This is a genomic window from Microbacterium sp. CH-015 (assembly GCF_049707015.1).
GTDB classification, from domain to species: Bacteria; Actinomycetota; Actinomycetes; order Actinomycetales; family Microbacteriaceae; genus Microbacterium; species Microbacterium aurum.
Genome location: NZ_JBNAFJ010000003.1, coordinates 151,931 through 172,571, shown reverse-complemented (window position 1 = coordinate 172,571; position 20,641 = coordinate 151,931). Strand labels below are relative to the sequence as shown.

The window sequence follows — 20,641 nt, the reverse complement described above, 5'->3', positions numbered from 1 at the left end:
GCCATGAGAGGCAAGATCGGGATCGTCGTGGGCCTGGCCGCAGGGTACGTCCTCGGTTCTCGTGCCGGGCGTGAGCGCTACGAGCAGATCAAGTCGAGCTTCCTGAAGGTGTGGAACACGCCGCCGGTGCAGAAGCAGGTCGACAAGGCGAAGGAGCTCGGCAAGTCCGCGGCCCTCGCCCTGCCGAGCGCCCTGTGGGACGGCGCGGTCAAAGTGACGAAGGCGGCGAGCAAGGGCAGCACGCCCGGTCAGAAGCTCGACTCCGCGATCAAGGCCGGCAAGGCCTCCGCCGACGATGTCGCCCGCGGGGCGGAGAAGAGCGTCGCCGAGGTCAAGAAGGCGGCGGACCAGGCCGTCGCCGAGGCCAAGAAGGCCACGGACGACTGAGATGAGCACTCCCCGCGGCTTCCGTGACCGCTCGGACGACAGCCTGCTGACCCTCGTCGGCGAGGTGCCCGAGCTCGTCCGCAATCTCGTCGTGGCCGAGATCGACTCGGCGAAGAAGTGGGCCAAGAAGACGGGTAAGGATGCCGGGATGGGCGGCGCCTGGTTCCTCGTCGCCCTGTTCTTCCTGTTCTGGTCGATTCCCGCGCTCGGCGCGTTCACGATCATCGGGCTCAGCTCATGGATGCCGGCGTGGCTCGCGAGCCTCATCGTCTTCGTGCTCGGCATCGTGCTCGTGGCGATCTTCGCCGTGCTGGGGCTGCTGCGGTTCAAGCGGCTCAGCCGCTCCGAGAACCCTGCGAAGGCCATCAAGGTCGACGCCCGCATCGTGAAGGAAGTGGCCGATGAGTTCTGACCTGCCCGTCCCCCGCACCGCGGTCGCGCTCGGCATCACCGACCCCGTGGAGCGTGCCCGCGCCGAGCTGAAGGCGGCGCTGGCCGCCATCGAAGAGAAGGCGAACGTCCCGAAGCGGGTCGCGAAGGCGACCGACCGCACGATCGCGACGGCCCGCTCCTTCGCCCGCCGCAACCCCACGGGCGCGACGGCCGCCGTTGTCGTCGCCGCAGCCCTGGTCGGCGTGGCGGTGTGGGGCATCGTCCGGCTCTACACCCGCTGACCGGCCCACACCCGCACCGCACGGGCGACGGATGCCGCGGCATCCGCCGGTGTCCTCTGTCTGCGGAGCCGGGGGTATGCTCGGATCCAGGCAGTGGCAATGACGCGCACGCTGCCGGCACCGCCTTGCGAAACAGCACGGAATCCCGATTCCGAAGCGGGTGGCGCCGGACGCGCGATCCCGTGTGTCCCGACTGAGCACCGAGAGTCGACCATGAACCGAGACCTGCATGCCGAGGCGGCCAAGCCCCTCAAGGGCTGGCGTGTGCTCGTTCCGCGCGGCGGCCCCTGGGGGGATTCCGTCGCGGCGACCCTGCGCGCCCAGGGCGCCGTGCCGGTCATCGCCCCCCTCATCAACTTCGCCCCGTCGACCGATCAGGCGACCCTTGAGGCGGCCCTCGCCGATCTCGCCGCCGGCGCCTTCGACTGGGTGACGCTGACGAGTGCGACCACGGTGGACGTCCTCTACGCCTACCGCGCCGTCATTCCGGCCTCCACGCGCGTCGCGGCCGTCGGCGAGACGACCGCCGCCGCGCTCACCGCGGTGGGCTACCGCGTCGACCTGGTGCCGGACGAGGACAACTCCGCTGCCGGCATGGCCGCGCAGATGATCGAGCTCGAGCCGGAGCCCCGCCGCATCCTGACCCTGCGCAGCGAGATCGCCAAGCCGGTGCTGACGCGGCGGCTCACCGAGGCCGGCCACGACGTCCGCAGCGTCGTCGCGTACCGCACGGTGGGCGTGCCGGTCACCGAGCGCATCGCGCACGATGTCGCGAGCGGCCGGATCAACGCGATCCTCGTCACGAGCGGCTCGGTCGCCGAGCAGGTGCACCTGCAGTTCCCCGAGATCCCCGAGGCGACGGTCGTCGCGGCGATCGGTCCGCGCACCGCGAAGGATGCCCGCAAGGTGGGTCTCGGGGTCAGCGCCGTCGCGCGGGAGCAGACGATCGGGGGTCTCATCGCTGCGGTGTCGCGTTTTCCGCTGCCGCACGCCGCCGACGAGTTCGCGGTCTGAGCGGATCGTTGCGGCTCTGTGAGCATTCGCACATCGTGACGCTGGCAGACTGATCGCATGGTGACGCTGCTGCTCGACTCGACGCAGCTCGAGGTCGTGCTCTCACCCATCGAGCGCTTGCTCGCGCGCCGCACCGCGAGTGTGCGGATCGCGCGCGAGCACATCGCCAAAGTGCAGCTCACCGACGACGCCTGGACGTGGTTGCGCGGCGTGCCGAGCCCGGGAACCCTCATCCGCGGCACCATCGCCATGGGGACGTGGCGCTCGGCCGGCGGCGCGGATTTCGTCATCGTCCGGCGCCGTCACCCCGCCGTCGTGATCGACCTGGACGGGGATGCCGAGTTCTCGCGCGTCGTGCTCACGACGCGCCACGGGCGGGATCTCGTGCAGGCGCTGCGGCTCGAGGCGGACGATGCGCCGCTGGAGGTCACCGAGATCGCCGCGTCGGCGCGCTGAACGTCAGCTGACGTCGCGGCGCCAGCTGACGGCGTAGCCGATCACCAGCAGCACCACGGCGTACCCGAGCAGAACGAGTCCGCCCGCCCACCAGTGCAGGCCGACCGCCGCGGTCTCGCCACCGAGGCTCGAGTAGATGCTCGCGCCGACGAGGGCGTCGGATGCGGCGCCCGGCAGGTACTCCGTGATGCCGGAGACCCCCTCCACGAACCCGCCGACGGTGCGCAGGATGGGCTCGATGAACTGCGTGAAGGCGAGCACGCCGACGACGGCCGCGACCTGATTGCGCACCAGGGTGCCGACGGCGATGCCGACGAGCGTCCACAGCACGAACGCGATCACCATCCGGCCGATCATCGCCCACGTCTCCGCGGACCCGAGGGCCGTGTCGATGCCGAACACGGCGAGGAGCCCACCACCCAGGCCGACCGTCGCGACGAGCGCGACGGCGGCGTACAGCAGACCCATGAGGATGCCGGCGACCACCTTTCCGCCGAGCGCGATCCCGCGCCGCGGTGTGGCGAGGAAGGTCGGTGTCAGGGTCTTGTGCCGGAACTCGTTCGTCACGAGCAGAGTGCCGATCAGGAGTGGGAAGACGTAGCCGACAGCCGTGGCGAGGCTGTAGATCACCGGGGGCAGCATCTCGGCGGGGAGGGCGGGACCGTTCACCGCGTCGCCGCCCAGGGCGCCCGTGGCGAGGGCTCCGAACGTCGCCGCGAGGCCGCCAGCCGTGCTGCCGACGTACACGAGCAGCACGAGGCCGAGGACCCACCAGATCGCGGTGGTGAACTGCTTGGTCAGTTCCGAGCGCGATGCGTTCACGAGGCTCATCGCTGGTCGCCTTCCTCTGCCAGGGCGGGTTGCTGCTGTGTCGGAGTGTGCACGCGGGTGCCGTTGACGAGGTCGAGGAAGACCTCCTCCAGCGCCGGACCGCGACGCTGCAGGTTCGACAAGGCGACCCCCGCTGCGGCGGCGACGGCCCCCAGCGCGGCCGGCTCGGCACCGCGCACCGTGAAACCGGTGCGCACCGGCTCGTAGGCGATGCCCGCGGCATCCAGCGCCTGGGCCAGCGCTGCCCGGTCGGGAGAGTCGACGATCGTCGCGTAGTCGTCGGCGACCGTGAGACCGGCGATGTCGCCTTCGTAGACGAGGCGGCCGCGGGAGATGATCAGCAGCGCGTCGACCGTCTGCTGCACCTCGGCGAGCATGTGGGAGGAGACGAGCACCGTGCGGCCCTCGCGGGCGAGCTGCCCCAGGAATCCGCGGAGCCACTTGATGCCCTCCGGGTCGAGACCGTTGGCCGGCTCGTCGAGGACGAGCACGCCGGGGTCGCCGAGCAGGGTGTATGCCAGGCCCAGCCGCTGGCGCATGCCGAGCGAGAACCCGCCGACCTTCCGCCCGGCGGCGTCGGCGAGGCCGACAAGGCCCAGCACCTCGTCGATGCGGGCGGTCGGCAGGCCCGCCGCCTGCGCGTACACCTTGAGGTGGTTCGCCGCGGTGCGCCCGGGGTGGAAGCTCGACGCCTCGAGCGCGGCGCCGACCGTCTGCAGGGGCCGGTCGAGCTCGGCGTAGCGCTTGCCGCCGATCGTCGCGCTCCCACTGGTCGCGGACACGAGCCCCAGCAGGATCCGCAGCGACGTCGTCTTGCCGGCGCCGTTGGGCCCCAAGAAGCCGGTGACGCGGCCCGGTTCGACCCGGGCAGTGAGGCCGTCGACGGCGGCGACGGGTCCGAATCGCTTGATGACGTCGGTGAACTCGAGGACGTGTCCCTCGGGTGTGGCGGGCATCGGCGGCCTCTCATCGTGGGGGGTCGTTGCCTCCATCCTGTCGCATGCCGCCGCCGGTGCCCGGAGGCCGCGCCCGGGTGAGGTGTTCCCGCGGGTAACGTTGCGACCGTGACCGACACCGTCGAACCCACCGTGCTGGCGCGCACCGAGCGCGCCATCGGACATCTGACGCTCAACCGTCCCCGCGCCATCAACGCGCTCGACCTCGACATGATCGAGCAGCTCTCGGCGGCGCTGGACCGCTGGGAGAGCGACCCGGACGTAGAGCTCGTCCTCCTGGACGGCGCCGGCGATCGCGGACTGTGCGCCGGTGGGGACGTGCGCGGCCTCCGCGAGCAGATCGTGTCGGGGCGCACCGACAACGTCGCCGTGTTCTTCCGCGCCGAGTACGCGCTGAACGCGCGCATCGCCGAGTATCCGAAGCCCATCGTCGCGATCGCTGACGGGGTCACGATGGGCGGCGGCATCGGTCTGGCTGGTCACGCAGCCGTCCGCGTCGTCACCGAGCGCTCCCGGCTGGCCATGCCCGAGACCCGCATCGGCTTCACGCCCGACGTGGGCGGGTCGTGGCTGCTCGCGCACGCCCCGGGCCGGATCGGCGAGTACCTCGCCCTCACCGGCGAGACGATGGATGCCGCCGACGCGATCTACGCCGGATTCGCCGACGCGCTCGTGCCGAGCGAGCGACTCGACGACCTCCGTCACGCGCTCGTCGACCGCGCCGACCCCGCGACGCCCGCGGAACTCGTGCTCCTCCTGGATGAGACGCTGGGGCCGTCTCGGCTCCGGGCGGCGCGGCCGTGGATCGATGATGCGTTCGCTGCGGACACCGTCACCGAGATCATCGCGCGCCTGCGCGCGCACGGCGAGCCGGCGGCATCCGACACCGCCGACCTGCTCGAGCAGCTCGCGCCCACCGCGCTCACCGTGACCCTCGCCGCCGTCCGCCGCGCCCGGGAGCTGCCGGATCTGCGGACGGCGCTCGCACAGGAGTACGGCCTCGTGCTGTGGTTCGCGCACACGCAGCCCGATCTCGTGGAGGGCATTCGCGCCCAGCTCGTCGACAAGACCCGTGACCCGCGCTGGCAGCCCGCGGCGCTCGCCGACGTCGCCGCCGACCTCGGCGCCGAGGCTCTGGAATGGGTGCCGCGCGAACCGCTGTGGCCGGCCCACTGACCGCGCCCGCCGGGCGCAACTGGGCGAGTGTGGTCGTGATGGTCTTCTCGACGCTGTCGATCGCGTCGTCCTTCGTCGCGTGGTGGGCGCAGGGCCAGGAGATCACGCTGCAGAGCACCTTCCTGTCGCTGAGCCTGGACATCCTCATCCTGCTCGCCCTGTCGAGCCAGAGCGCCGCCGCGTATGCGCGGCGCGGTGAGAAGCGCTGAGGTCGCCCGTGTTCGACAGTCCCCTCTCCGCGTCGGCCTACGAGGTGCTCGGTGTGGCGCCGGATGCTGCGGCCGACGACGTCCGCAAGGCGTACCGCCTGCGGCTGCGCCAGACCCACCCCGACACCGGGGGCGACGCCGCCGCGTTCGTGCAGGTGCAGCGGGCGTGGGCGCTCGTCGCGACGCCCGAGGCCCGCTCCGCCTACGACCGCGGGCACGGCTTCGGCGGGGCCGGCTACGCGCCCGCAGGTGGGGCGGGCGGAGCTGAGGGCGCGGGTGGCGCGGGTGGCGCGGACGGGGGCTGGCGGCCGCGGACCCGGTCAGCCGACACCCGGCCGCGGGCGCGGTCGTTCGGGCAGCCGGGCGGCTGGCGCCGCGAGCGGTACCTCACGCTCATGCGGGAATGGGCGGGGCGGGGGACCGAGCTCGCCGATCCGTACGATCCGGCGCTCGTGCGCACGGCGCCGCGCGAGCTGCGGCGCCTCCTCGCCGACGCGCTCGCCGAGGAGGCCACGGCGCGCATCGTCGGCGACCTCGGCATGGGGTACACCGTCTGGCACGACGTGGCCGCCGATCCGCGGGACGCCGACCTCAAGCTCGACCACATCGTGCTCGGCCCGAGCGGGCTGTATGCCCTGCGCAGCGAGGACTTCGGCGGACCGGTGCGGGTGCGCCGAGGTGATCTCATCGGCGACGTCGTGACCGGGGCGCCGGTCGCCGAGGTCGTCGCCGCCGCGCGGGCGGTCGCACGGGCGGCGCGCGTGAAGTTCAGCGGGGCGATCGTCGTGCTGCCTGACGATGACGTCGTCACCGCGATCGACGAGATCGGTCGTGTCCGGGGACTGGCCGTCGCGATCGTGGCCCGCTCGGCGCTGTCGACGGTGCTGCGACGCGGACTCACCGGCGCCCGCGACATCGGCGGCAACGAGCTCTTCGACATCCGCACCCGCCTGCAGCAGGTCGTCCGGTTCGTCTGACGCGCCCGCTCCCCGAGGTTGCCGGTTCGTCCCCGAGGTTGCCGGGTGGCGATCTCGCGCAAGAGCTGGCGACCTCGCGTGTGAGCTGGCGACCTCGCGTGTGAAGTGGCGACCTCGCGTGCGAGCTGGCGACCTCGCGTGCGAGCTGGCGACCTCGCGTGAGAGCTGGCGACCTCGCGTGTGCGACCGGGCGCCGTAGGGTGATGCTGTGGACCCGGCATCCTGGACGTTCGTGATCCTGGCGCTCGCGATCGTCGCGTTCGTCAGCGGCAGGGTGCCCCTCGCGATCGTCTCGATCGGGGTCGCGCTGGCGCTCTGGGCGACCGGGGTGCTGACGCTCGGCGAGGCCTTCAGCGGATTCGGTGACCCGACCGTGCTGTTCATCGCGTCGCTGTTCGTCGTGAGCGAGGCGCTCGATGCCACCGGGGTCACCGCGTGGCTGGGACACCAGGTGGTCACGCGCGCCGGCCGCGGCCGGGGGCGACTGACCCTCATCGTCGGGCTGCTGGCGGCAGGGCTGTCCGCCTTCATCTCGATCAACGGCGCCGTCGCGGCGCTGCTGCCCGTCGTCGTGGTCGTCGCGGTGCGTGCGGGTCTCGTGCCGTCGAAGATGCTCATCCCGCTGGCTTTCGCCGCGAGTGCCGGGTCGCTGCTGACGCTGACCGGCACGCCCGTGAACATCGTCGTGTCCGAAGCCGCCGCGGCGGCGGGTGGCCGCGAGTTCGGATTCTTCGAGTTCGCGCTCGCCGGCATCCCGCTCGTGCTGCTGACGGTCGCGGTCGTCGTGCTCGGCGGCGGACGGCTGCTGCCCGACCGCACCCCGGAGCACCTCGGCGACCTCGCGCCCGACCCGCGCGCGCACGCGCAGCTGCTGCGTTCCAGTTACGCGGTCGACCTCGACACCGGCGCGCTGTTCACCGCCGACGAGGGGGTCGCCGAAGTGCTCGTCGCGCCGCGCTCGCGGCTCATCGGGCGGACGGTGTATGCCGGCATGACGACCCGCGACGAGAACCTCGTCATCCTGGCGGTGCGCCGCGGCGAGAACGAGGGCCCGAACGCGTCGCGCGGCAACGGGGTCGCCGGAAGCCTCGAGCTGCAGGCGGGCGATGCCGTGCTGGTGCAGGGCCCCTGGGCGGCGCTCACCCGCTACACGCAGTCGCCCGACGTCATCGCGGTGACGCCGCCGCAGGCGCTGCAGCGCGCGGTCCCGCTCGGGCGCGGCGCGAAGCGCGCCCTGGTCGTCCTCGGCGTCATGGTCGTGCTGCTGGCGACCGGCCTCGTGCCGGCGGCGGTCGCCGGGCTGCTCGCCGCCGGGGCGCTCGTGCTCACCGGCGTGCTGACGATCCCGCAGACTTACCGGTCGATCTCGTGGACCACGGTCATCCTCATCGCCGGCATGATCCCGCTGTCGGCGGCCTTCATCGCCACGGGCGCGGCCGACCGCGTCGCCGAGATCGTGCTGGGCGTCATCGGCTCCACGTCGCCGCACCTCGCGCTGCTCGTGCTGTGCGTGCTGACGATGGTGCTCGGCCAGTTCATCTCCAACGTCGCGACGGTGCTCGTCGTGACGCCGATCGCCGTCGCCATCGCGCAGACGCTCGAGCTCAGCATCCAGCCGTTCATGATGGCGCTCACCGTCGCCGGCGCCGCCGCGTTCCTCACCCCGGTGGCGACGCCCGCGAACCTCATGGTGCTCCAGCCCGGCGGGTACCGGTTCGGCGACTACTGGAAGCTGGGCCTGCCGCTCATGGTCGTCTACCTCGCCGTCGCGGTGCTCTACGTCCCGCTGGTCTGGCCGTTCTGAGCGCTGGCCGTTCTGAGCGCCGGCGCCGCGTCAGTCGACCAGGCCGAACAGCTCCAACGGGTGGGTGAGGCGCCACCACGGGTCGGGATCGGGGATGTCCGCGGTGAGGTGCAGGCCGGTGGTCGTCGCGTTCAGCGGGCCCTTGACGCGCACCTCGCCGACCGCGTCGTTCGCGGCGCGCGCGTCGCCCAGCGCGATGCTGGTGGTCACCGTGCCGCTCGCGCCGTTCCACAGGATGACCGAGGCATCGGCATCCGTCACGATGTTCACGGTGGCGCCCCACTTCGTCGTCACGACGCCCGTGAGCGACCCCGCGGGGACGACCTGCGGGGCGGCCGCCTCTGCGGCGACGTCGTTCAGCAGCCGTGCCGTCTCGCCGTCGCGCGCCTCGTCGGTCGGCTGGCCGAGCACGGCCGCGTACACGCGCACCGGGGTGTCGGCGATCGTGACCTCTTTGGCGGCCAGCAGGTTGTAGGCGCCGTCGAGCGTTCCGGTCTTCAGACCGACGACGGCCGGATCGGTGAGCAGGTCGTTGGTGTTCGTAACCAGGCCCGCGCCGGGCAGCTCCACCGACGGCGTCCGGACGATCTCGGCGACGACGGGGTTCGCCAGCGCGAGACGCGCGAGCGTGATGAGCGAGGCGGGGTCGGCGGCGTTCGCGGGGTCGATCCCCGTCGGCTCGACGAGTGTGATGCCCGGCAGGTTGTGCCGCGTGAGCCACGCGCGCGCGGCGGCGGCGAAGACGCGGTCGTTCGGCCACACCGTGCTCGCCAGCCGGTCGGTGTAGTTGCCGGCCGAGCCGATGAGGATGCCCTGCAGCATCTGGTATTCCGTCAGGGACCCGCCGACGGGCACGTTCAGCGCCGACTCGTCGTTGTCGAGGTAGCTGTAGTACGTCGTGCGATCGCGAGCGGTGAACGGGTACGACGGCCCCTGCTCGCCGACCGCGAGGGGCAGCTCGTCGAGGATCATCAGCACCGTCACCAGCTTCGAGATGCTCGCGATGGGTGCCGTCTGGGCGCCGGATGCCGCGGTCGTGCTGATCCCGGCGACACCCACGGCCGCCGCCCCTTCGGCCGGCCACGTGAGGGCGGATGCCGGGGCGCCGAGGTCCTGCAGGGCGATCTCGCGCACCTCTGGGGCGACGGCGTGCAGCGGCCAGAGCAGCGTCGTCGCCGCGTACGCGCCGGCGGCGCCGAGCACCGCCAGCAGCGGGACGATGACGCCGGCGCGCAGCGGCGACCGGCGGGGGCGGCGCGCGAGAAGGTCGGGCGCGACGACGGCGTACGGGTGCTGGGTGCCGGCGAGGTCGCCCGGCGCGGGCAGCGCCGTCACGGTGTCGTCGTCGAGCCACGCGAGCGCCCGCCGACCCTCCCGGTTGCTCACAATGACGGGGGAGGTCTCCGGGGCTGGTTCGGCATCGCCCGGCGGGTGCGCGCCGGCATCCTGCTGCGGCACGGGTCCCGTCGAGCGGCCCTGCTCGCGGAGTGCGCGGCGCGACTGCGGAGGCGCGTCGGACGTGGTCACCCGCCCAAACTACCCGGTCCACGGCTATACTCGACGCCACAACCACGGGAGTCCGGTGAGCCGGGCTGAGAGGAAGCGATCCACGCTTCGACCGTCGAACCTGATCCGGATCATGCCGGCGCAGGGAGGAGAGAACATGCACGCGTCTGCGTCCCCGTCCCCCGTCCGCTCTCACGATGCGTCGGCGGATGCCGTCTCGCGCGCCGACCGCTACCGCTGGCGCGTCGTCGATATCGTCGTCGCGAGCGTCATCGCGGTCGCCTGCGCCGCCGTCTTCCTGCTCTGGAACGTCGGCTACGAGGGGCCGTCGGCGATCCTGAAGCCGCTGCTGCCGGGCCTGCAGGGGCTGCTCGCCGGACCGTGGCTCATCGCGGGGGTGCTCGGCGGGCTCATCATCCGCAAGCCCGGCGCCGCGATCTACACCGAGACCGTCGCCGCGGTGATATCCGCCCTCGTCGGCAACCAGTGGGGCGGACCGCTCACGATCGTGTCGGGACTCGTGCAGGGCCTCGGCGCCGAGATCGTGTTCCTGGTGTTCCTCTACGGGGTGTGGCGCCTGCCGGTCGCGATGCTCGCCGGCGCCGGCGCCGGCCTCGCGTGCGGCATCAACGACCGTATCCTCTGGTACCCCGGCGCCGACACGCTGTTCACGACGGTGTACATCTCCGCGACGACCGTCTCCGGCGCGGTGATCGCGGGCCTCGGCGGGTGGCTCATCGCCCGCGCGCTGGCCCGCACCGGTGCCCTCAGCCGCTTCGCCGCCGGGCGCGAAGCGGGCGTGCGCGTCTAGCGTGGCGTCCGACGGGCGCCCCGCGACGCCGGATGCCGCCGCCCGCCCCGCCGGCATCGTCGCGCGCGGCTGGGGCTGGCGGTACGCGACCCGGCACGCCTGGGCGGTGCAGGGCGTCGACCTCCGAATCGAACCGGGGGAGCGGGTGCTGCTGCTGGGCGCGTCGGGCGCGGGCAAGTCGACGTTCCTGCAGGGGATCGCGGGCGTGCTCGGCGGTGCCGACGAGGGCGAGGCGCAGGGCGAACTGCTCGTCGACGGCATGCCCGCGGCGTCCGTGCGCGGCCGTGCCGGCATGGTCCTGCAGGACCCCGACAGCCAGACGATTCTGGCGCGGGTGGGCGACGACGTCGCGTTCGGTTGCGAGAACCTCGGCGTGCCGCGCGCGCAGATCTGGCCGCGCGTGCGCGCGGCGCTCGATGCCGTCGGACTCGACGTGCCGCTGGACCGGCCGACGGCGGCGCTGTCGGGGGGTCAGAAGCAGCGTCTCGCGCTCGCCGGTGTCGTCGCGATGGCGCCCGGGGTCATGCTGCTCGACGAGCCGACGGCGAACCTCGACCCGGCCGGCGTCATCGAGGTGCAGGCGGCGGTCGGCCGGGTACTCGCCGCGACGGGGTCGACCCTCGTCGTGATCGAGCATCGGGTCGACGTGTGGCTGCCCCTGGTGGACCGGGTGATCGTGCTCGGCTCGCCCGCAGGCGGGGGCGGGATCCTCGCAGACGGGTCTCCCGCCGCCGTGCTGCGCGACCGGGCGGGCGAGCTGACCGCGGCGGGCGTGTGGGTCCCCGGCATCCGCCCCGCCGCCCCACCTCCGCCGACGGCGGCTGCGGGCGAGGTGCTGCTGAGGGCCGAGCGGCTCGTCGTGGGGCGGGATGCCGGGACGCCCGCGGCCGGCCCGCTCGATCTCGGACTGCGGGCGGGGGAGATCGTCGGCATCGTCGGGCCGAACGGCGCCGGCAAGTCGACACTGGGCCTCACGCTCGCCGGGCTGCTGCCGTCCGTCGGCGGCACGGTGCGCGCCGCCGAGTCTCTCGCGGCGGGCGCCGAGGTGCGCCGTGAGGGGCGTCGCGCGCGTCGCGTGCGGGCTGGTGGGGGTAGTCGGGGTGGGCGGGGTGGCCGTGGTCGGAGCGGGCGCGCGGCGGCATCCGACCCGCGCGATCCGTTCACCTGGACCTCACGATCGCTGCTCACGCGGATCGGCACGGTGTTCCAGGAACCCGAGCACCAGCTCCTCGCGCACACGGTGCGTGGTGAGCTCGAGGTGGGGCCGCGGGAACTGGGCATCGCGGAGTCGGAGATCGCCGCGCGGGTCGACGAGCTGCTGGAGCGGCTGCGGCTCGGGCCGCTGGCCGCCGCCAACCCGTACACGCTGTCGGGCGGCGAGAAGCGACGGCTCACGGTCGCGGCCGCCCTCGCGACGCGGCCGCCGGTGCTCGTGCTCGACGAGCCGACGTTCGGGCAGGATGCCCGCACCTGGGCCGAACTCGTCGCGATCATCGCGGCGCTGCGCGACGGCGCGGACGGCAGCGCGCCGCTGGGGATCGCGGCGATCACGCACGACGAGCAGCTGCTCGAGGCGCTCGGCGCGCGTCGGTTCGCGCTCGGCGGCGCGGGCGAGTTCCCCGAGGGTGCCGCGTGAGCCCCGCCGACGGACGCGGCGCCGTCGCGCGCCTGAACCCGGTGGCGAAGTTCGCCGCCGCGCTGCTGATCGCCCTCCCGCTCGTCGTCACGGTCGATGCCGTGTCCGCGGGCGTCGCGCTGCTGCTGGAGCTGCCGCTGCTGTTGTCCGCGGGGCTCGCCTGGCGGACGTTCTGGCTGCGGACGCTGCCGCTGTGGATCGGCGCCCCCGCGACGGCGCTCACGATCGCGTTGTACGGGGAACAGAGCGGCGAGGTGTACGTCGAGTGGCTGTTCGTGCGGGTGAGCGAGGGGTCGCTCGCGCTGGCGCTCGCGGCGTTCCTGCGTGTGCTGGCGATCGGTCTGCCGGCGGTCGTCCTGTTCGTCACGGTCGATCCGACCGATCTCGCCGACGGCCTCGCGCAGATCGTGCGGCTGCCGGCGCGCTTCGTCCTCGGCGCGCTCGCCGGCATGCGGATGCTGGGCCTTCTCGCCGATGACTGGCGTGCGCTGTCGCTCGCGCGCCGCGCCCGCGGTGTGGCCGACAGCGGTCGGGTGCGACGCGCGCTGGGGACGGCGTTCGCGCTGTTCGTCCTCGCGATCCGGCGCGGCTCGGCGCTGGCGACGGCGATGGAGGCGCGCGCCTTCGGTGCTCCCGTGCGCCGCACGTGGGCGCGGGAGTCCCGACTCGGCCCCGGCGATGTGCTGCTCATGCTCGTGGGGCTCGCCATCTCGGTGATCGCGCTCGCCGTCTCGATCGCCGTCGGAGCGTTCAACCCGATCTTCGGCCCGAGGTGATCGGGCGCGGGTTGCTGCGGTGCGGTTCCCATCTCCCGCCCACGTTGCCTGCGCACGTCCACCAGCCGGGCGCGGGTCCCGGCGGCGCGGGTCCTCGTGGCGCGGGGCGCCGGGTTCGGGGCGCGGATCCCGGGTCAGCGGGCGTCGAGGAGCTTCACAAGCCGGCGGGGTGCGCTCGCGCGGTACGAGGCATCCAGCAGTTCGGCGATCTCGTCCCAGTCGGTGACGTCGTCGAGGTCGATCGCGAGCCAGCCGTGACACCACAGGTAGGAGGGCTCCCAGATGCGCGGGTCCTGGCGCAGCGCCGGCTCGTCGGCGGGATCGGGGTGGAAGAAGAGCGCCTGGTCGCGTCTGTCGCCCACCTCGCCGCGGGGCGATCCGCCGTAGAACGCGAAGGTCTTGACCGTGAAGAAGGTCGGCCTGCCGTGGGTGATCTTCTCGGCCGCCTCCGGGAGCGCCAGCGCGATGGCCCGTACGCGCGCGAGCACCGGGTCGGCGTCGTCGAACATGAGCGGATGCGTCATGGCCCGATTCTGCCGCGCCCGTCCGCGTCCGGCGAGGGGTGCCGTGGTCGGCTGGGGCGCTGGTCGCGTCGCTTCCCACCGGTGATCGAGTGCCCGCGCTGGTCGCGTCGCTTCCCACCGGTGATCGAGTGCCCGCGCTGGTCGCGTCGCCCGGCCGCCGGTGATCGAGTGCCCGCGTTCGCCGCGTCGCCCGGCCGCCGGTGATCGAGTGCCCGCGAGGGACGAGCGGGCGTATCGAGATCAGCCCGACTCTTCCCGCGGGCCTTATGCGGCGGGTTGGTAGGTGAAGCGGTGTCCGGCGGCGGGTCGTGGTCTGCGGGTGGGGTCGATGGTGGCGGGTGGGATGAGCCAGACGCGCGCGTTGATGCCGAGCCCGTCGATCTGCACGTCCCAGCCTTGATCGTGGATGCGGTGGTGGCAGGAGTCGCACAGGAGTACGCCGTTCGAGAGGTCGGTCGTGCCGCCGTGGGCCCACCAGGTGAGGTGGTGGACCTTGGATCTGCCGGGTGGGGCTCCGCATCCGATGCATCCGCCGTCGCGTTCGGTGATGGCGCGTTTTTGGGCGGTGGTGAAGAGGCGTTTCTCGCGGCCCCAGTCGAGGATCGCGCTGTCGGTGCCCATGACCCAGGGGATGATGCCGCCGGAGGCGGCCATCCGGCGGGCGGTGCCGATGCAGATGGGCTGGTCGATGCCGTCGATGGTGGCGGTGCCGGTGCCGGTGCGGAGGTCGTCGAGGGTGCAGCGGACGATGACGGTCGCGCCGGGGAGGGGCTGGTCGGTGCGGTCGCATCCGGTGTAGTGCTCGCAGACAGTGATGAGCGCTTCGGCGAGCATGACGGGGATGGGGCGGGGTGGGAGTCCGTTGCCGCGGGTGGCGGCGTCGCGTTCGCGGCCGAGTTCGGCGGTGACCATCGCTTCCAGCAGGGTGAGGACGGGGGCGCCGCGGGCGGGGTCGAGTTTCGCGGTCAGGTGGATCATCCCCGACCGATCGTTGCGGATCGAGAGCGACGTCAGCGCCCGCAGCTCCTCTTCCTTCGGTTCGACACCGCCCGGGTCGAGGCGGGCTTCGGCCTGCAGCAGGATCTTCTGCAGGGCATGCAGCTCCAGTCCCACCGCCTGGCTCACCAGGGTGCGCTCCGCGGCGTCGATCGCGGCGCGCGTGACCCGGTCGGGGAGGGCGTCCAGCATCCGGATGATCATGGCCGCGGCATCCCTGCCGAGCCTGCCGGACGTGACCGCGGCGCCCACGTGCGGGTGCCGCGCCGCCGCGGGGGCTCCAGTAGGCGATGCCTGCGGCGCGGTCGCGTCGCCCACCTCGACGAGTTTCGCGGCTTCGGCTGACGAGGTCCCGAGGGTGGTGGCGATCATGACGGTCGCGTTGCGGTGCCCGTGGCGTTTGGCGAGCGAGTCCGTACCGAGCTCCGGCCGAGACTGCCGCGCCACCTCCGCGGCGACCTGCACCGCCGCAGCGTCCGCGAGCCGGCGTACCTGTCCCAGCAGGTCCGCGAGCGACGCCAGTCGCCCCGGCTCGCATCCGCCCAGGTCCCCGTCCGGCCACGCGTCGCCGAGCGCGGAGACCGCATCGGCGAGGGCGAGGACAGGGCTGCTCATGTCATCCACACTACCGCTGATGCGCCATCACGTGGGTGAGACTATTTTAACTCTGATCAGGATTATTTCTGTGGATAACTCACTCAGGAACCGGTTCCACTGTCGGAGGCAAGTGCTACCGCCGCGTCCGGGCGCTACAGGCCCCCGCGACCGCTCGCCCCGTCGCGACCGACCGTCAGGTCGCGTTCCACAGGTCGCGGTAGAAGGCCAGGCGTTCCTCGTCCGGCGCGATGTCATAAGCCTCCAGCAGCACGCCGTCCCAGCCCGGGCCGTAGTTCCACTCGGTGCTCATGGCGGCCACGGCGATGTCGGCCCAGCGGTCGCCGACGCCGAGGGCGCCGAGGTCGACGTGCGCGAGCCATCCGCCGTCGTCACCCAGCAGGGTGTTGGGGCAGCACGCGTCGCCGTGGCAGACGACGAGCTGGTCGACAGGCGGCCCCTCCTGCAAGGCCACGGGCAGGCGGATGCCGCGGGCAGCGGCATGAGAGACTCGAGACCGCACGCTCCAGTCGAACGGACAGTCTGCGACAGGAAGTGCCTCGTGGAGGGCTCGCAGCCCTTCGCCGACGGCGCGCACCGCGGTCGCAGGGTCGGCGAGCCAGTGCGGGTCGACGGCGGAGCGTCCGTCGATTGCGCGTGTCACGAGCCATTCGTGGGCGTCGTCCTCCCCGCTCTCGAGGACCTCGGGGACCCGCGTGAACGCGTGCGCCCACTCCATCCGCTCCGCCTCCGCTCGCATGGAGGTTTCCGCCTGCCGTGGCCCGTACTTGATGTACCGCCCGTCATCGCTGCGGAAGGTCACTCCACCCATGCCGTTCCGCCACACCGCGCGCAGGGCGGCTCCCCGCGCGAGCGCGCGCACGGCACCGGGCACGGCGAGATCCGGCGCCGGGATGCTCACCGAGCAGAGCCCCTCAGCAGGTCCCGCAACACGACGGCACCGTTGTGCTCGGCGTCGTGCGACGCGTACAGCAGCGTCACGACGGGGTGGCCCGCCACCTCGCCGCGCAGCCGGTCGAGTCCGTCGCCGGCGGCGAGCTCGGCGCGATAGCGGCTCTCGAACTCCGGCCACGCGAGACCGTCGTGGTGGAACGCACGACGCAGCTCCGGTGACGGGGCGACGTCCTTCGCCCACAGATCGAGCGCGGCCCGCTCCTTCGACAGGCCGCGGGGCCACAGCCGGTCGACCAGCACGCGGAACCCGTCGGCATCCGTCGCCTCGTCGTAGACGTGCTTCACTCGCAGCTCCATCCCGCCAGTCAACCCCGAACCTCGCATCCTCGCCACCGCCGTGATGAGATGGGGCATGCCCTCTGCCGCCGTCACCCGCCGGGTCGGTCCGCTCGCGGCCGTCGAGGGAGAACAGCCGGCCCTCGCGGTCGGGGATATCGACGTCCATCACGTGCGGCTCAGCGTCGCCGGACTCACGCCGCACCTCGCGGAGGCGCCGTCGGGCTTCGTCCCCTGGGCCGACGTGCGCGAGATCCGCCTGGATGTGCCGACCACCTGGTGGCCGCATCCCGCACTCGGCGATTTCGTCGGGCCGGTGATCGAGGGGCTGTTCGGCGGCGCCGCCATCGGGGTGACCGAGACCCCCACCTTCCCGGTGCACGTCCGCACCGCCGACGGTGCGCAGCTCGAATGGTCCGCCACGACCCACTACCTGTCGGGATATCGGCGAAAGGATGCCGCGATGTCGGCCCGCCTGGTCGATCATCTCGTCGCGCATCCGGAGGCGCGCGGGCTGCTCGCGCAGCCGGTCGCCCTGCTCGATCGCCTCGCCCACGTGCTGCGACAGCCGCCGCCCGCCGCACCCTGACGTGGTACTGCGTCTCGCGTATGCTGGGACGCAGTTGCACGGATCTGCCACGAGCGCCGCGCGACGGCATCCGGACTTCGAAGGAGAATCCATGGAGATCGCAGGAGCGTCCGCCCTCGTCACCGGCGGTGCCAGCGGGCTGGGGTCGGCCACCGCCGCCCGCCTCGCCGCCGCGGGCGCGCACGTCGTCATCGTCGATCTGCCCGCCTCACCGGGCGCGGCGCGCGCCGAAGAGCTGAGCGGCAGCTTCGTGCCCGCCGACGTCACCGACCCGGCACAGGTCGCCGCCGCGGTCGCCGCCGCCGGCGAGCACGGGCCGCTGCGCGTCGTCGTGAACTGCGCCGGCATCGCGCCGCCCGCCAAGGTGCTGGACCGCGACGGCGACCCGACCGATCTCGCGCACTTCGAGCGGATCGTGCGCGTCAACCTCGTCGGCACCTACAACGTCACCGCGCAGGCGGCGGCCGCGATCGCGCGCACCGAACCGGCGCCCGACGGAGACCGCGGAGTCATCGTGAACACGGCCTCCGTCGCCGCCTTCGACGGTCAGATCGGGCAGCCCGCGTACTCGGCGAGCAAGGGCGGCGTGCACGCCATGACCTTGCCGATCGCGCGCGAATTGGCGCGGTACGGCATCCGCGTGTGCACGATCGCCCCCGGCATCATGGAGACCCCCATGCTCGCGGGCCTCCCCGAGGCCGCGCAGCAGAGCCTCGGCCAGCAGGTGCCCTACCCGGCGCGGCTCGGCCGACCCGACGAGTACGCGAGCCTCGTGCTCGAGATCGTCGGCAACGGCTACCTGAACGGCGAGACCATCCGCCTGGACGGCGCGATCCGGATGGCGCCGAAGTGAGCACCCCCGCCGAAACGCGTCACCGACACTCGCGCAAGGAGATGCCCGCATGACCGACTCCATCCTCTACACCCGAGACGGCGCTCTCGCGCGCCTGACCTTCAACCGGCCCGCTTCGCTCAACGCGATGGGCTTCGAGATGGGCAAGCGGTGGCGCGACCTCGCGCACGAGATCACCGCCGACGACACGGTCGGCGCCGTGCTGCTGGATGCCGCGGGCCCGGCGTTCTGCGCCGGTGGCGACGTCGTCGAGATGGCGACCTCCGGTGCCGCAGGCGCCGACGTCACCGCCGCCGCCCACCGCATCCACGACGGCATCCGCACGTTCATCGAGTCCGACAAGCCCGTCGTCGCCGCGGTCCAAGGCGCCGTCGCCGGCGGCGGGCTCGGGCTCATGCTCACCGCCGACTACATCGTCGCTGCGGAGCGCGCGAAGTTCGTCAGCAAGTACGCGAACATCGGCCTCACCCCCGACCTCGGGGTCTCGACCCTGCTGCCCGCTGCGATCGGGCAGACCCGCGCGCTGCGCCTGCTGCTGCAGGACGAGACGATCGACGCGCAGACGGCGCTGGACTGGGGGCTCGTCACCGAACTCGCCGACGATCCGGCCGCGCGCGCCGCGGAAGTCGCCGGCTTCTGGCTCGAGAACGCGACCGCCGCCTTCGGCCAGGCCAAGCGCCTCATCCGTGCCGGGGCCCGACGCGCCTTCGCCGAGAACCTCGACGACGAGGCTCGAACGATCGGGGCCCGGTTCGACACCCCCGAATCCAAAGCACGCGTGGCGGCGTTCGCCGCGGCATCCCGTCGGAGCACCAAGGAGTGACCGTGACCCTCACCGGAAAGACCATCCTGATGTCGGGCGGCAGCCGCGGCATCGGCCTCGCGATCGCGCTGCGCGCCGCGCGCGACGGCGCCAACATCGCGCTCATGGCGAAGACCGACACCCCGCATCCGAAGCTCGAAGGCACCGTGCACTCGGCGGCTGAGGCGATTGAGGCGGCGGGCGGTCGGGCGCTCCCGATCGTCGGCGACGTGCGCAACGACGACGACATCACCGAGGCGGTGCTGAAGACGCAGGGCGAGTTCGGCGGCATCGACATCGTCGTGAACAACGCGTCCGTGATCGACCTGTCCGGGTCGCTGGATCTGGCCGCGAAGAAGTACGACCTCATGCAGGACGTCAACGTCCGCGGCACCTTCATGCTCAGCCGCGCCGCGGTGCCGATCCTGAAGGATGCCGAGAACCCGCACATCCTGTCGCTGTCGCCGCCCCTGAACATCACGCCGCGCTGGCTCGGCGCCCACACCGGATACACGCTCGCGAAGTACGGCATGACGATGGCGACGCTCGGCATGGCGGCCGAGTTCGCCGACGACGGCATCGCGGCGAACACCCTGTGGCCCGAGACGACGATCGCGACGGCGGCCGTGCAGTTCGCGCTCGGCGGCGACCGCATGATGAAGGTCAGCCGCACGCCCGAGGTCTACGCGGACGCCGCCTACGAGGTGCTCACGAAGCCCGCCCGCGAGTACACCGGCCAGACCCTCATCGTCGAACAGGTGCTGCGGGACGCCGGGGTCACCGACTTCGCGAAGTACGCGGCGACCCCCGGGACGCCCGACAGCGAGCTGTTCCCCGACATCTTCCTCTAGACGAGGTCGAGTTCGACGAAGGCGTTCCACACGCCGTCGTCGAGGACTCCGGTCGTGACGCGGTCGGTGCGGGCCTGCAGTTCGGGGTCGGCGCCGGCCATCGCGACCGAGTCGCCGCACACCTCGAACATCTCCACGTCGTTCCAGCTGTCGCCGATGCCGACGGCCTCTTCCGGCGACCGGCCGAGGTGCGCGAGCACCTCGAGGATCGCGGCGCCCTTCGTGACACCGGCCAGCGAGATCTCACCGTTCGAGCCGCCGGGCAGCGGCATGCTGCCAGGGATCACATGGAACCGGTCGCCGAGATCGCGCTGCGCCCGATCGACGCCGTCGGAGCGCTCGCTCACGAAGACCGCCTTCGCCACGGCGTCGAGGTCGGCCTGCGCGAGGGGCAGATAGCGGTTCGTCGCGTCGGCCATCATGGCGTCGAGGAGGTCGTCCGGTGCGTCCGCGTCCGCGTTGGTGAGCCCCAGGCGGCGGAGGTCCTCCGCTCGCCGCTCGGCGCGCAGCCGTGCGAACTCGGCCATCATCGCGAAGATGCCGGCGCTGGCATACACGTGCTCGTCCGTCTGCAGGAAGTACTCGATCCCACGCGAGGTGAAGTAGTCCGCGAGGCGCTCGACGTCCGCCCGGGGCATCGGGTGCGAGACGAGCACCTCGTCACCGCGCGTGGCCAACGCGCCGCCGTTGGTGATCGCCCCGTCGAAGCCGATCGCGAGGACGTCAGGGTGCACATCGCCCGCGGACCGCCCGGTGCACAGGTACACCAGGTGTCCGTTCGCCCGCGCGGTGCGGATCGCGGTGACCGTCGAGGGGGCGATGACCGATCCGTGCTCGAGGATCGTCCCGTCGACGTCGATGAACACGATGCGCGAAGGGGATGCCGAAGTCACGGCATCCATCCTTCCAGAGCCGCATGAACGGAATCTGGACAGGGCGATGCGGCCGGTGTGTCCTGCACCTCAGAT

The 20,641-nt window shown here is 72.5% G+C and carries 24 protein-coding genes and 1 riboswitch; of the genes, 16 read left to right on the top strand and 8 right to left on the bottom strand.

Annotated features, from left to right (window positions below; genetic code table 11):
* The first annotated feature begins 3 nt into the window (after positions 1-3).
* The 5 genes from ACPYN4_RS07330 to ACPYN4_RS07310 all read left to right on the top strand — a co-directional run bounded on the left by ACPYN4_RS07330 (position 4) and on the right by ACPYN4_RS07310 (position 2,531).
* The gene (locus ACPYN4_RS07330; protein WP_424446024.1) at positions 4-387 is read left to right on the top strand and encodes a hypothetical protein; all 384 of its coding nucleotides are present in this window, start codon (positions 4-6) and stop codon (positions 385-387) included.
* Position 388: 1 nt separating this feature from the next.
* Positions 389-799 (top strand): phage holin family protein, encoded by a 411-nt coding sequence (locus ACPYN4_RS07325; RefSeq protein ID WP_076688732.1) that lies wholly within the window; start codon positions 389-391, stop codon positions 797-799.
* Positions 789-1,061: a hypothetical protein gene (locus ACPYN4_RS07320; protein ID WP_424446023.1), complete on the top strand. Its 273-nt coding sequence runs from the start codon at positions 789-791 to the stop codon at positions 1,059-1,061. The genes ACPYN4_RS07325 and ACPYN4_RS07320 overlap by 11 nt, the downstream gene beginning before the upstream one ends.
* 213 nt (positions 1,062-1,274) lie before the next feature.
* A complete protein-coding gene (locus ACPYN4_RS07315) occupies positions 1,275-2,075 on the top strand; it encodes a uroporphyrinogen-III synthase (RefSeq protein WP_424446022.1) in 801 nt (266 codons plus the stop codon).
* 57 nt (positions 2,076-2,132) lie between these two features.
* Positions 2,133-2,531, top strand: a complete 399-nt coding sequence (locus ACPYN4_RS07310) for a hypothetical protein (RefSeq protein WP_424446021.1) — start codon at positions 2,133-2,135, stop codon at positions 2,529-2,531.
* A 3-nt stretch (positions 2,532-2,534) separates the two neighbouring features.
* Here the strand turns inward: ACPYN4_RS07310 and ACPYN4_RS07305 are convergent, their stop codons facing one another.
* The gene (locus ACPYN4_RS07305; protein WP_424446020.1) at positions 2,535-3,362 is read right to left on the bottom strand and encodes an ABC transporter permease; all 828 of its coding nucleotides are present in this window, start codon (positions 3,360-3,362) and stop codon (positions 2,535-2,537) included.
* On the bottom strand, positions 3,359-4,318 hold the full coding sequence (locus ACPYN4_RS07300; protein WP_424446019.1) for an ATP-binding cassette domain-containing protein: 960 nt from the start codon (positions 4,316-4,318) through the stop codon (positions 3,359-3,361). The genes ACPYN4_RS07305 and ACPYN4_RS07300 overlap by 4 nt, the downstream gene beginning before the upstream one ends.
* A gap of 108 nt (positions 4,319-4,426) precedes the next feature.
* On the opposite strand from ACPYN4_RS07300, the gene ACPYN4_RS07295 reads away from it, so the two are divergent.
* The 4 genes from ACPYN4_RS07295 (at position 4,427) to ACPYN4_RS07280 (ending at position 8,484) form a co-directional block, all read left to right on the top strand.
* The gene (locus ACPYN4_RS07295; RefSeq protein ID WP_424446018.1) at positions 4,427-5,494 is read left to right on the top strand and encodes an enoyl-CoA hydratase/isomerase family protein; all 1,068 of its coding nucleotides are present in this window, start codon (positions 4,427-4,429) and stop codon (positions 5,492-5,494) included.
* Positions 5,458-5,703: a hypothetical protein gene (locus tag ACPYN4_RS07290; RefSeq protein WP_239282438.1), complete on the top strand. Its 246-nt coding sequence runs from the start codon at positions 5,458-5,460 to the stop codon at positions 5,701-5,703. The genes ACPYN4_RS07295 and ACPYN4_RS07290 overlap by 37 nt, the downstream gene beginning before the upstream one ends.
* Positions 5,704-5,711: 8 nt before the next feature.
* The gene (locus ACPYN4_RS07285) at positions 5,712-6,680 is read left to right on the top strand and encodes a DnaJ domain-containing protein (protein WP_424446017.1); all 969 of its coding nucleotides are present in this window, start codon (positions 5,712-5,714) and stop codon (positions 6,678-6,680) included.
* A gap of 208 nt (positions 6,681-6,888) precedes the next feature.
* Positions 6,889-8,484 carry an SLC13 family permease gene (locus ACPYN4_RS07280; RefSeq protein WP_424446016.1) on the top strand — a complete coding sequence of 532 codons (1,596 nt, stop codon included), beginning with the start codon at positions 6,889-6,891 and terminating at the stop codon, positions 8,482-8,484.
* Positions 8,485-8,514: 30 nt separating this feature from the next.
* On the opposite strand, the gene ACPYN4_RS07275 is transcribed toward ACPYN4_RS07280, so the two are convergent.
* Positions 8,515-10,011 carry a D-alanyl-D-alanine carboxypeptidase family protein gene (locus tag ACPYN4_RS07275; RefSeq protein ID WP_424446015.1) on the bottom strand — a complete coding sequence of 499 codons (1,497 nt, stop codon included), beginning with the start codon at positions 10,009-10,011 and terminating at the stop codon, positions 8,515-8,517.
* Between the two features lie 34 nt (positions 10,012-10,045).
* A riboswitch (TPP riboswitch) is annotated at positions 10,046-10,155 on the top strand.
* Between ACPYN4_RS07275 and ACPYN4_RS07270 the strand changes: the two genes are divergently transcribed.
* The 3 genes from ACPYN4_RS07270 (at position 10,148) to ACPYN4_RS07260 (ending at position 13,213) form a co-directional block, all read left to right on the top strand.
* Positions 10,148-10,801 carry an ECF transporter S component gene (locus ACPYN4_RS07270; RefSeq protein ID WP_076688749.1) on the top strand — a complete coding sequence of 218 codons (654 nt, stop codon included), beginning with the start codon at positions 10,148-10,150 and terminating at the stop codon, positions 10,799-10,801. (Overlaps the previous riboswitch by 8 nt.)
* Position 10,802: 1 nt before the next feature.
* On the top strand, positions 10,803-12,437 hold the full coding sequence (locus ACPYN4_RS07265) for an ABC transporter ATP-binding protein (RefSeq protein WP_424446013.1): 1,635 nt from the start codon (positions 10,803-10,805) through the stop codon (positions 12,435-12,437).
* Positions 12,434-13,213, top strand: a complete 780-nt coding sequence (locus ACPYN4_RS07260) for an energy-coupling factor transporter transmembrane component T family protein (protein WP_424446012.1) — start codon at positions 12,434-12,436, stop codon at positions 13,211-13,213. The genes ACPYN4_RS07265 and ACPYN4_RS07260 overlap by 4 nt, the downstream gene beginning before the upstream one ends.
* Positions 13,214-13,347: 134 nt before the next feature.
* Here ACPYN4_RS07260 and ACPYN4_RS07255 read toward each other — a convergent pair whose 3' ends face one another.
* The 4 genes from ACPYN4_RS07255 to ACPYN4_RS07240 form a co-directional block, all read right to left on the bottom strand.
* Entirely contained in the window at positions 13,348-13,737 is a 390-nt protein-coding gene (locus ACPYN4_RS07255; RefSeq protein ID WP_424446011.1) for an MmcQ/YjbR family DNA-binding protein, read from the bottom strand.
* Between the two features lie 264 nt (positions 13,738-14,001).
* The gene (locus ACPYN4_RS07250; protein WP_315552084.1) at positions 14,002-15,348 is read right to left on the bottom strand and encodes an HNH endonuclease signature motif containing protein; all 1,347 of its coding nucleotides are present in this window, start codon (positions 15,346-15,348) and stop codon (positions 14,002-14,004) included.
* A gap of 175 nt (positions 15,349-15,523) precedes the next feature.
* Positions 15,524-16,249: a phosphotransferase gene (locus ACPYN4_RS07245; RefSeq protein ID WP_424446010.1), complete on the bottom strand. Its 726-nt coding sequence runs from the start codon at positions 16,247-16,249 to the stop codon at positions 15,524-15,526.
* Complete coding sequence (locus tag ACPYN4_RS07240) at positions 16,246-16,599, bottom strand: DUF488 domain-containing protein (RefSeq protein ID WP_424446009.1); 354 nt, start codon at positions 16,597-16,599, stop codon at positions 16,246-16,248. The genes ACPYN4_RS07245 and ACPYN4_RS07240 overlap by 4 nt, the downstream gene beginning before the upstream one ends.
* A 55-nt stretch (positions 16,600-16,654) precedes the next feature.
* Here ACPYN4_RS07240 and ACPYN4_RS07235 point away from each other — a divergent pair, with 55 nt between their 5' ends.
* The 4 genes from ACPYN4_RS07235 (at position 16,655) to ACPYN4_RS07220 (ending at position 19,673) form a co-directional block, all read left to right on the top strand.
* The gene (locus ACPYN4_RS07235) at positions 16,655-17,167 is read left to right on the top strand and encodes a hypothetical protein (protein ID WP_424446008.1); all 513 of its coding nucleotides are present in this window, start codon (positions 16,655-16,657) and stop codon (positions 17,165-17,167) included.
* 91 nt (positions 17,168-17,258) lie between these two features.
* Positions 17,259-18,020 carry an SDR family NAD(P)-dependent oxidoreductase gene (locus ACPYN4_RS07230; RefSeq protein WP_424446007.1) on the top strand — a complete coding sequence of 254 codons (762 nt, stop codon included), beginning with the start codon at positions 17,259-17,261 and terminating at the stop codon, positions 18,018-18,020.
* Between the two features lie 49 nt (positions 18,021-18,069).
* Positions 18,070-18,843 carry an enoyl-CoA hydratase/isomerase family protein gene (locus tag ACPYN4_RS07225; protein WP_424446006.1) on the top strand — a complete coding sequence of 258 codons (774 nt, stop codon included), beginning with the start codon at positions 18,070-18,072 and terminating at the stop codon, positions 18,841-18,843.
* Between the two features lie 2 nt (positions 18,844-18,845).
* Entirely contained in the window at positions 18,846-19,673 is an 828-nt protein-coding gene (locus ACPYN4_RS07220; RefSeq protein WP_076688765.1) for an SDR family oxidoreductase, read from the top strand.
* Here the strand turns inward: ACPYN4_RS07220 and ACPYN4_RS07215 are convergent.
* Entirely contained in the window at positions 19,670-20,566 is an 897-nt protein-coding gene (locus ACPYN4_RS07215; protein WP_424446005.1) for a Cof-type HAD-IIB family hydrolase, read from the bottom strand. The two genes, ACPYN4_RS07220 and ACPYN4_RS07215, sit on opposite strands and share 4 nt — an antisense overlap.
* Positions 20,567-20,641: the final 75 nt, after the last annotated feature.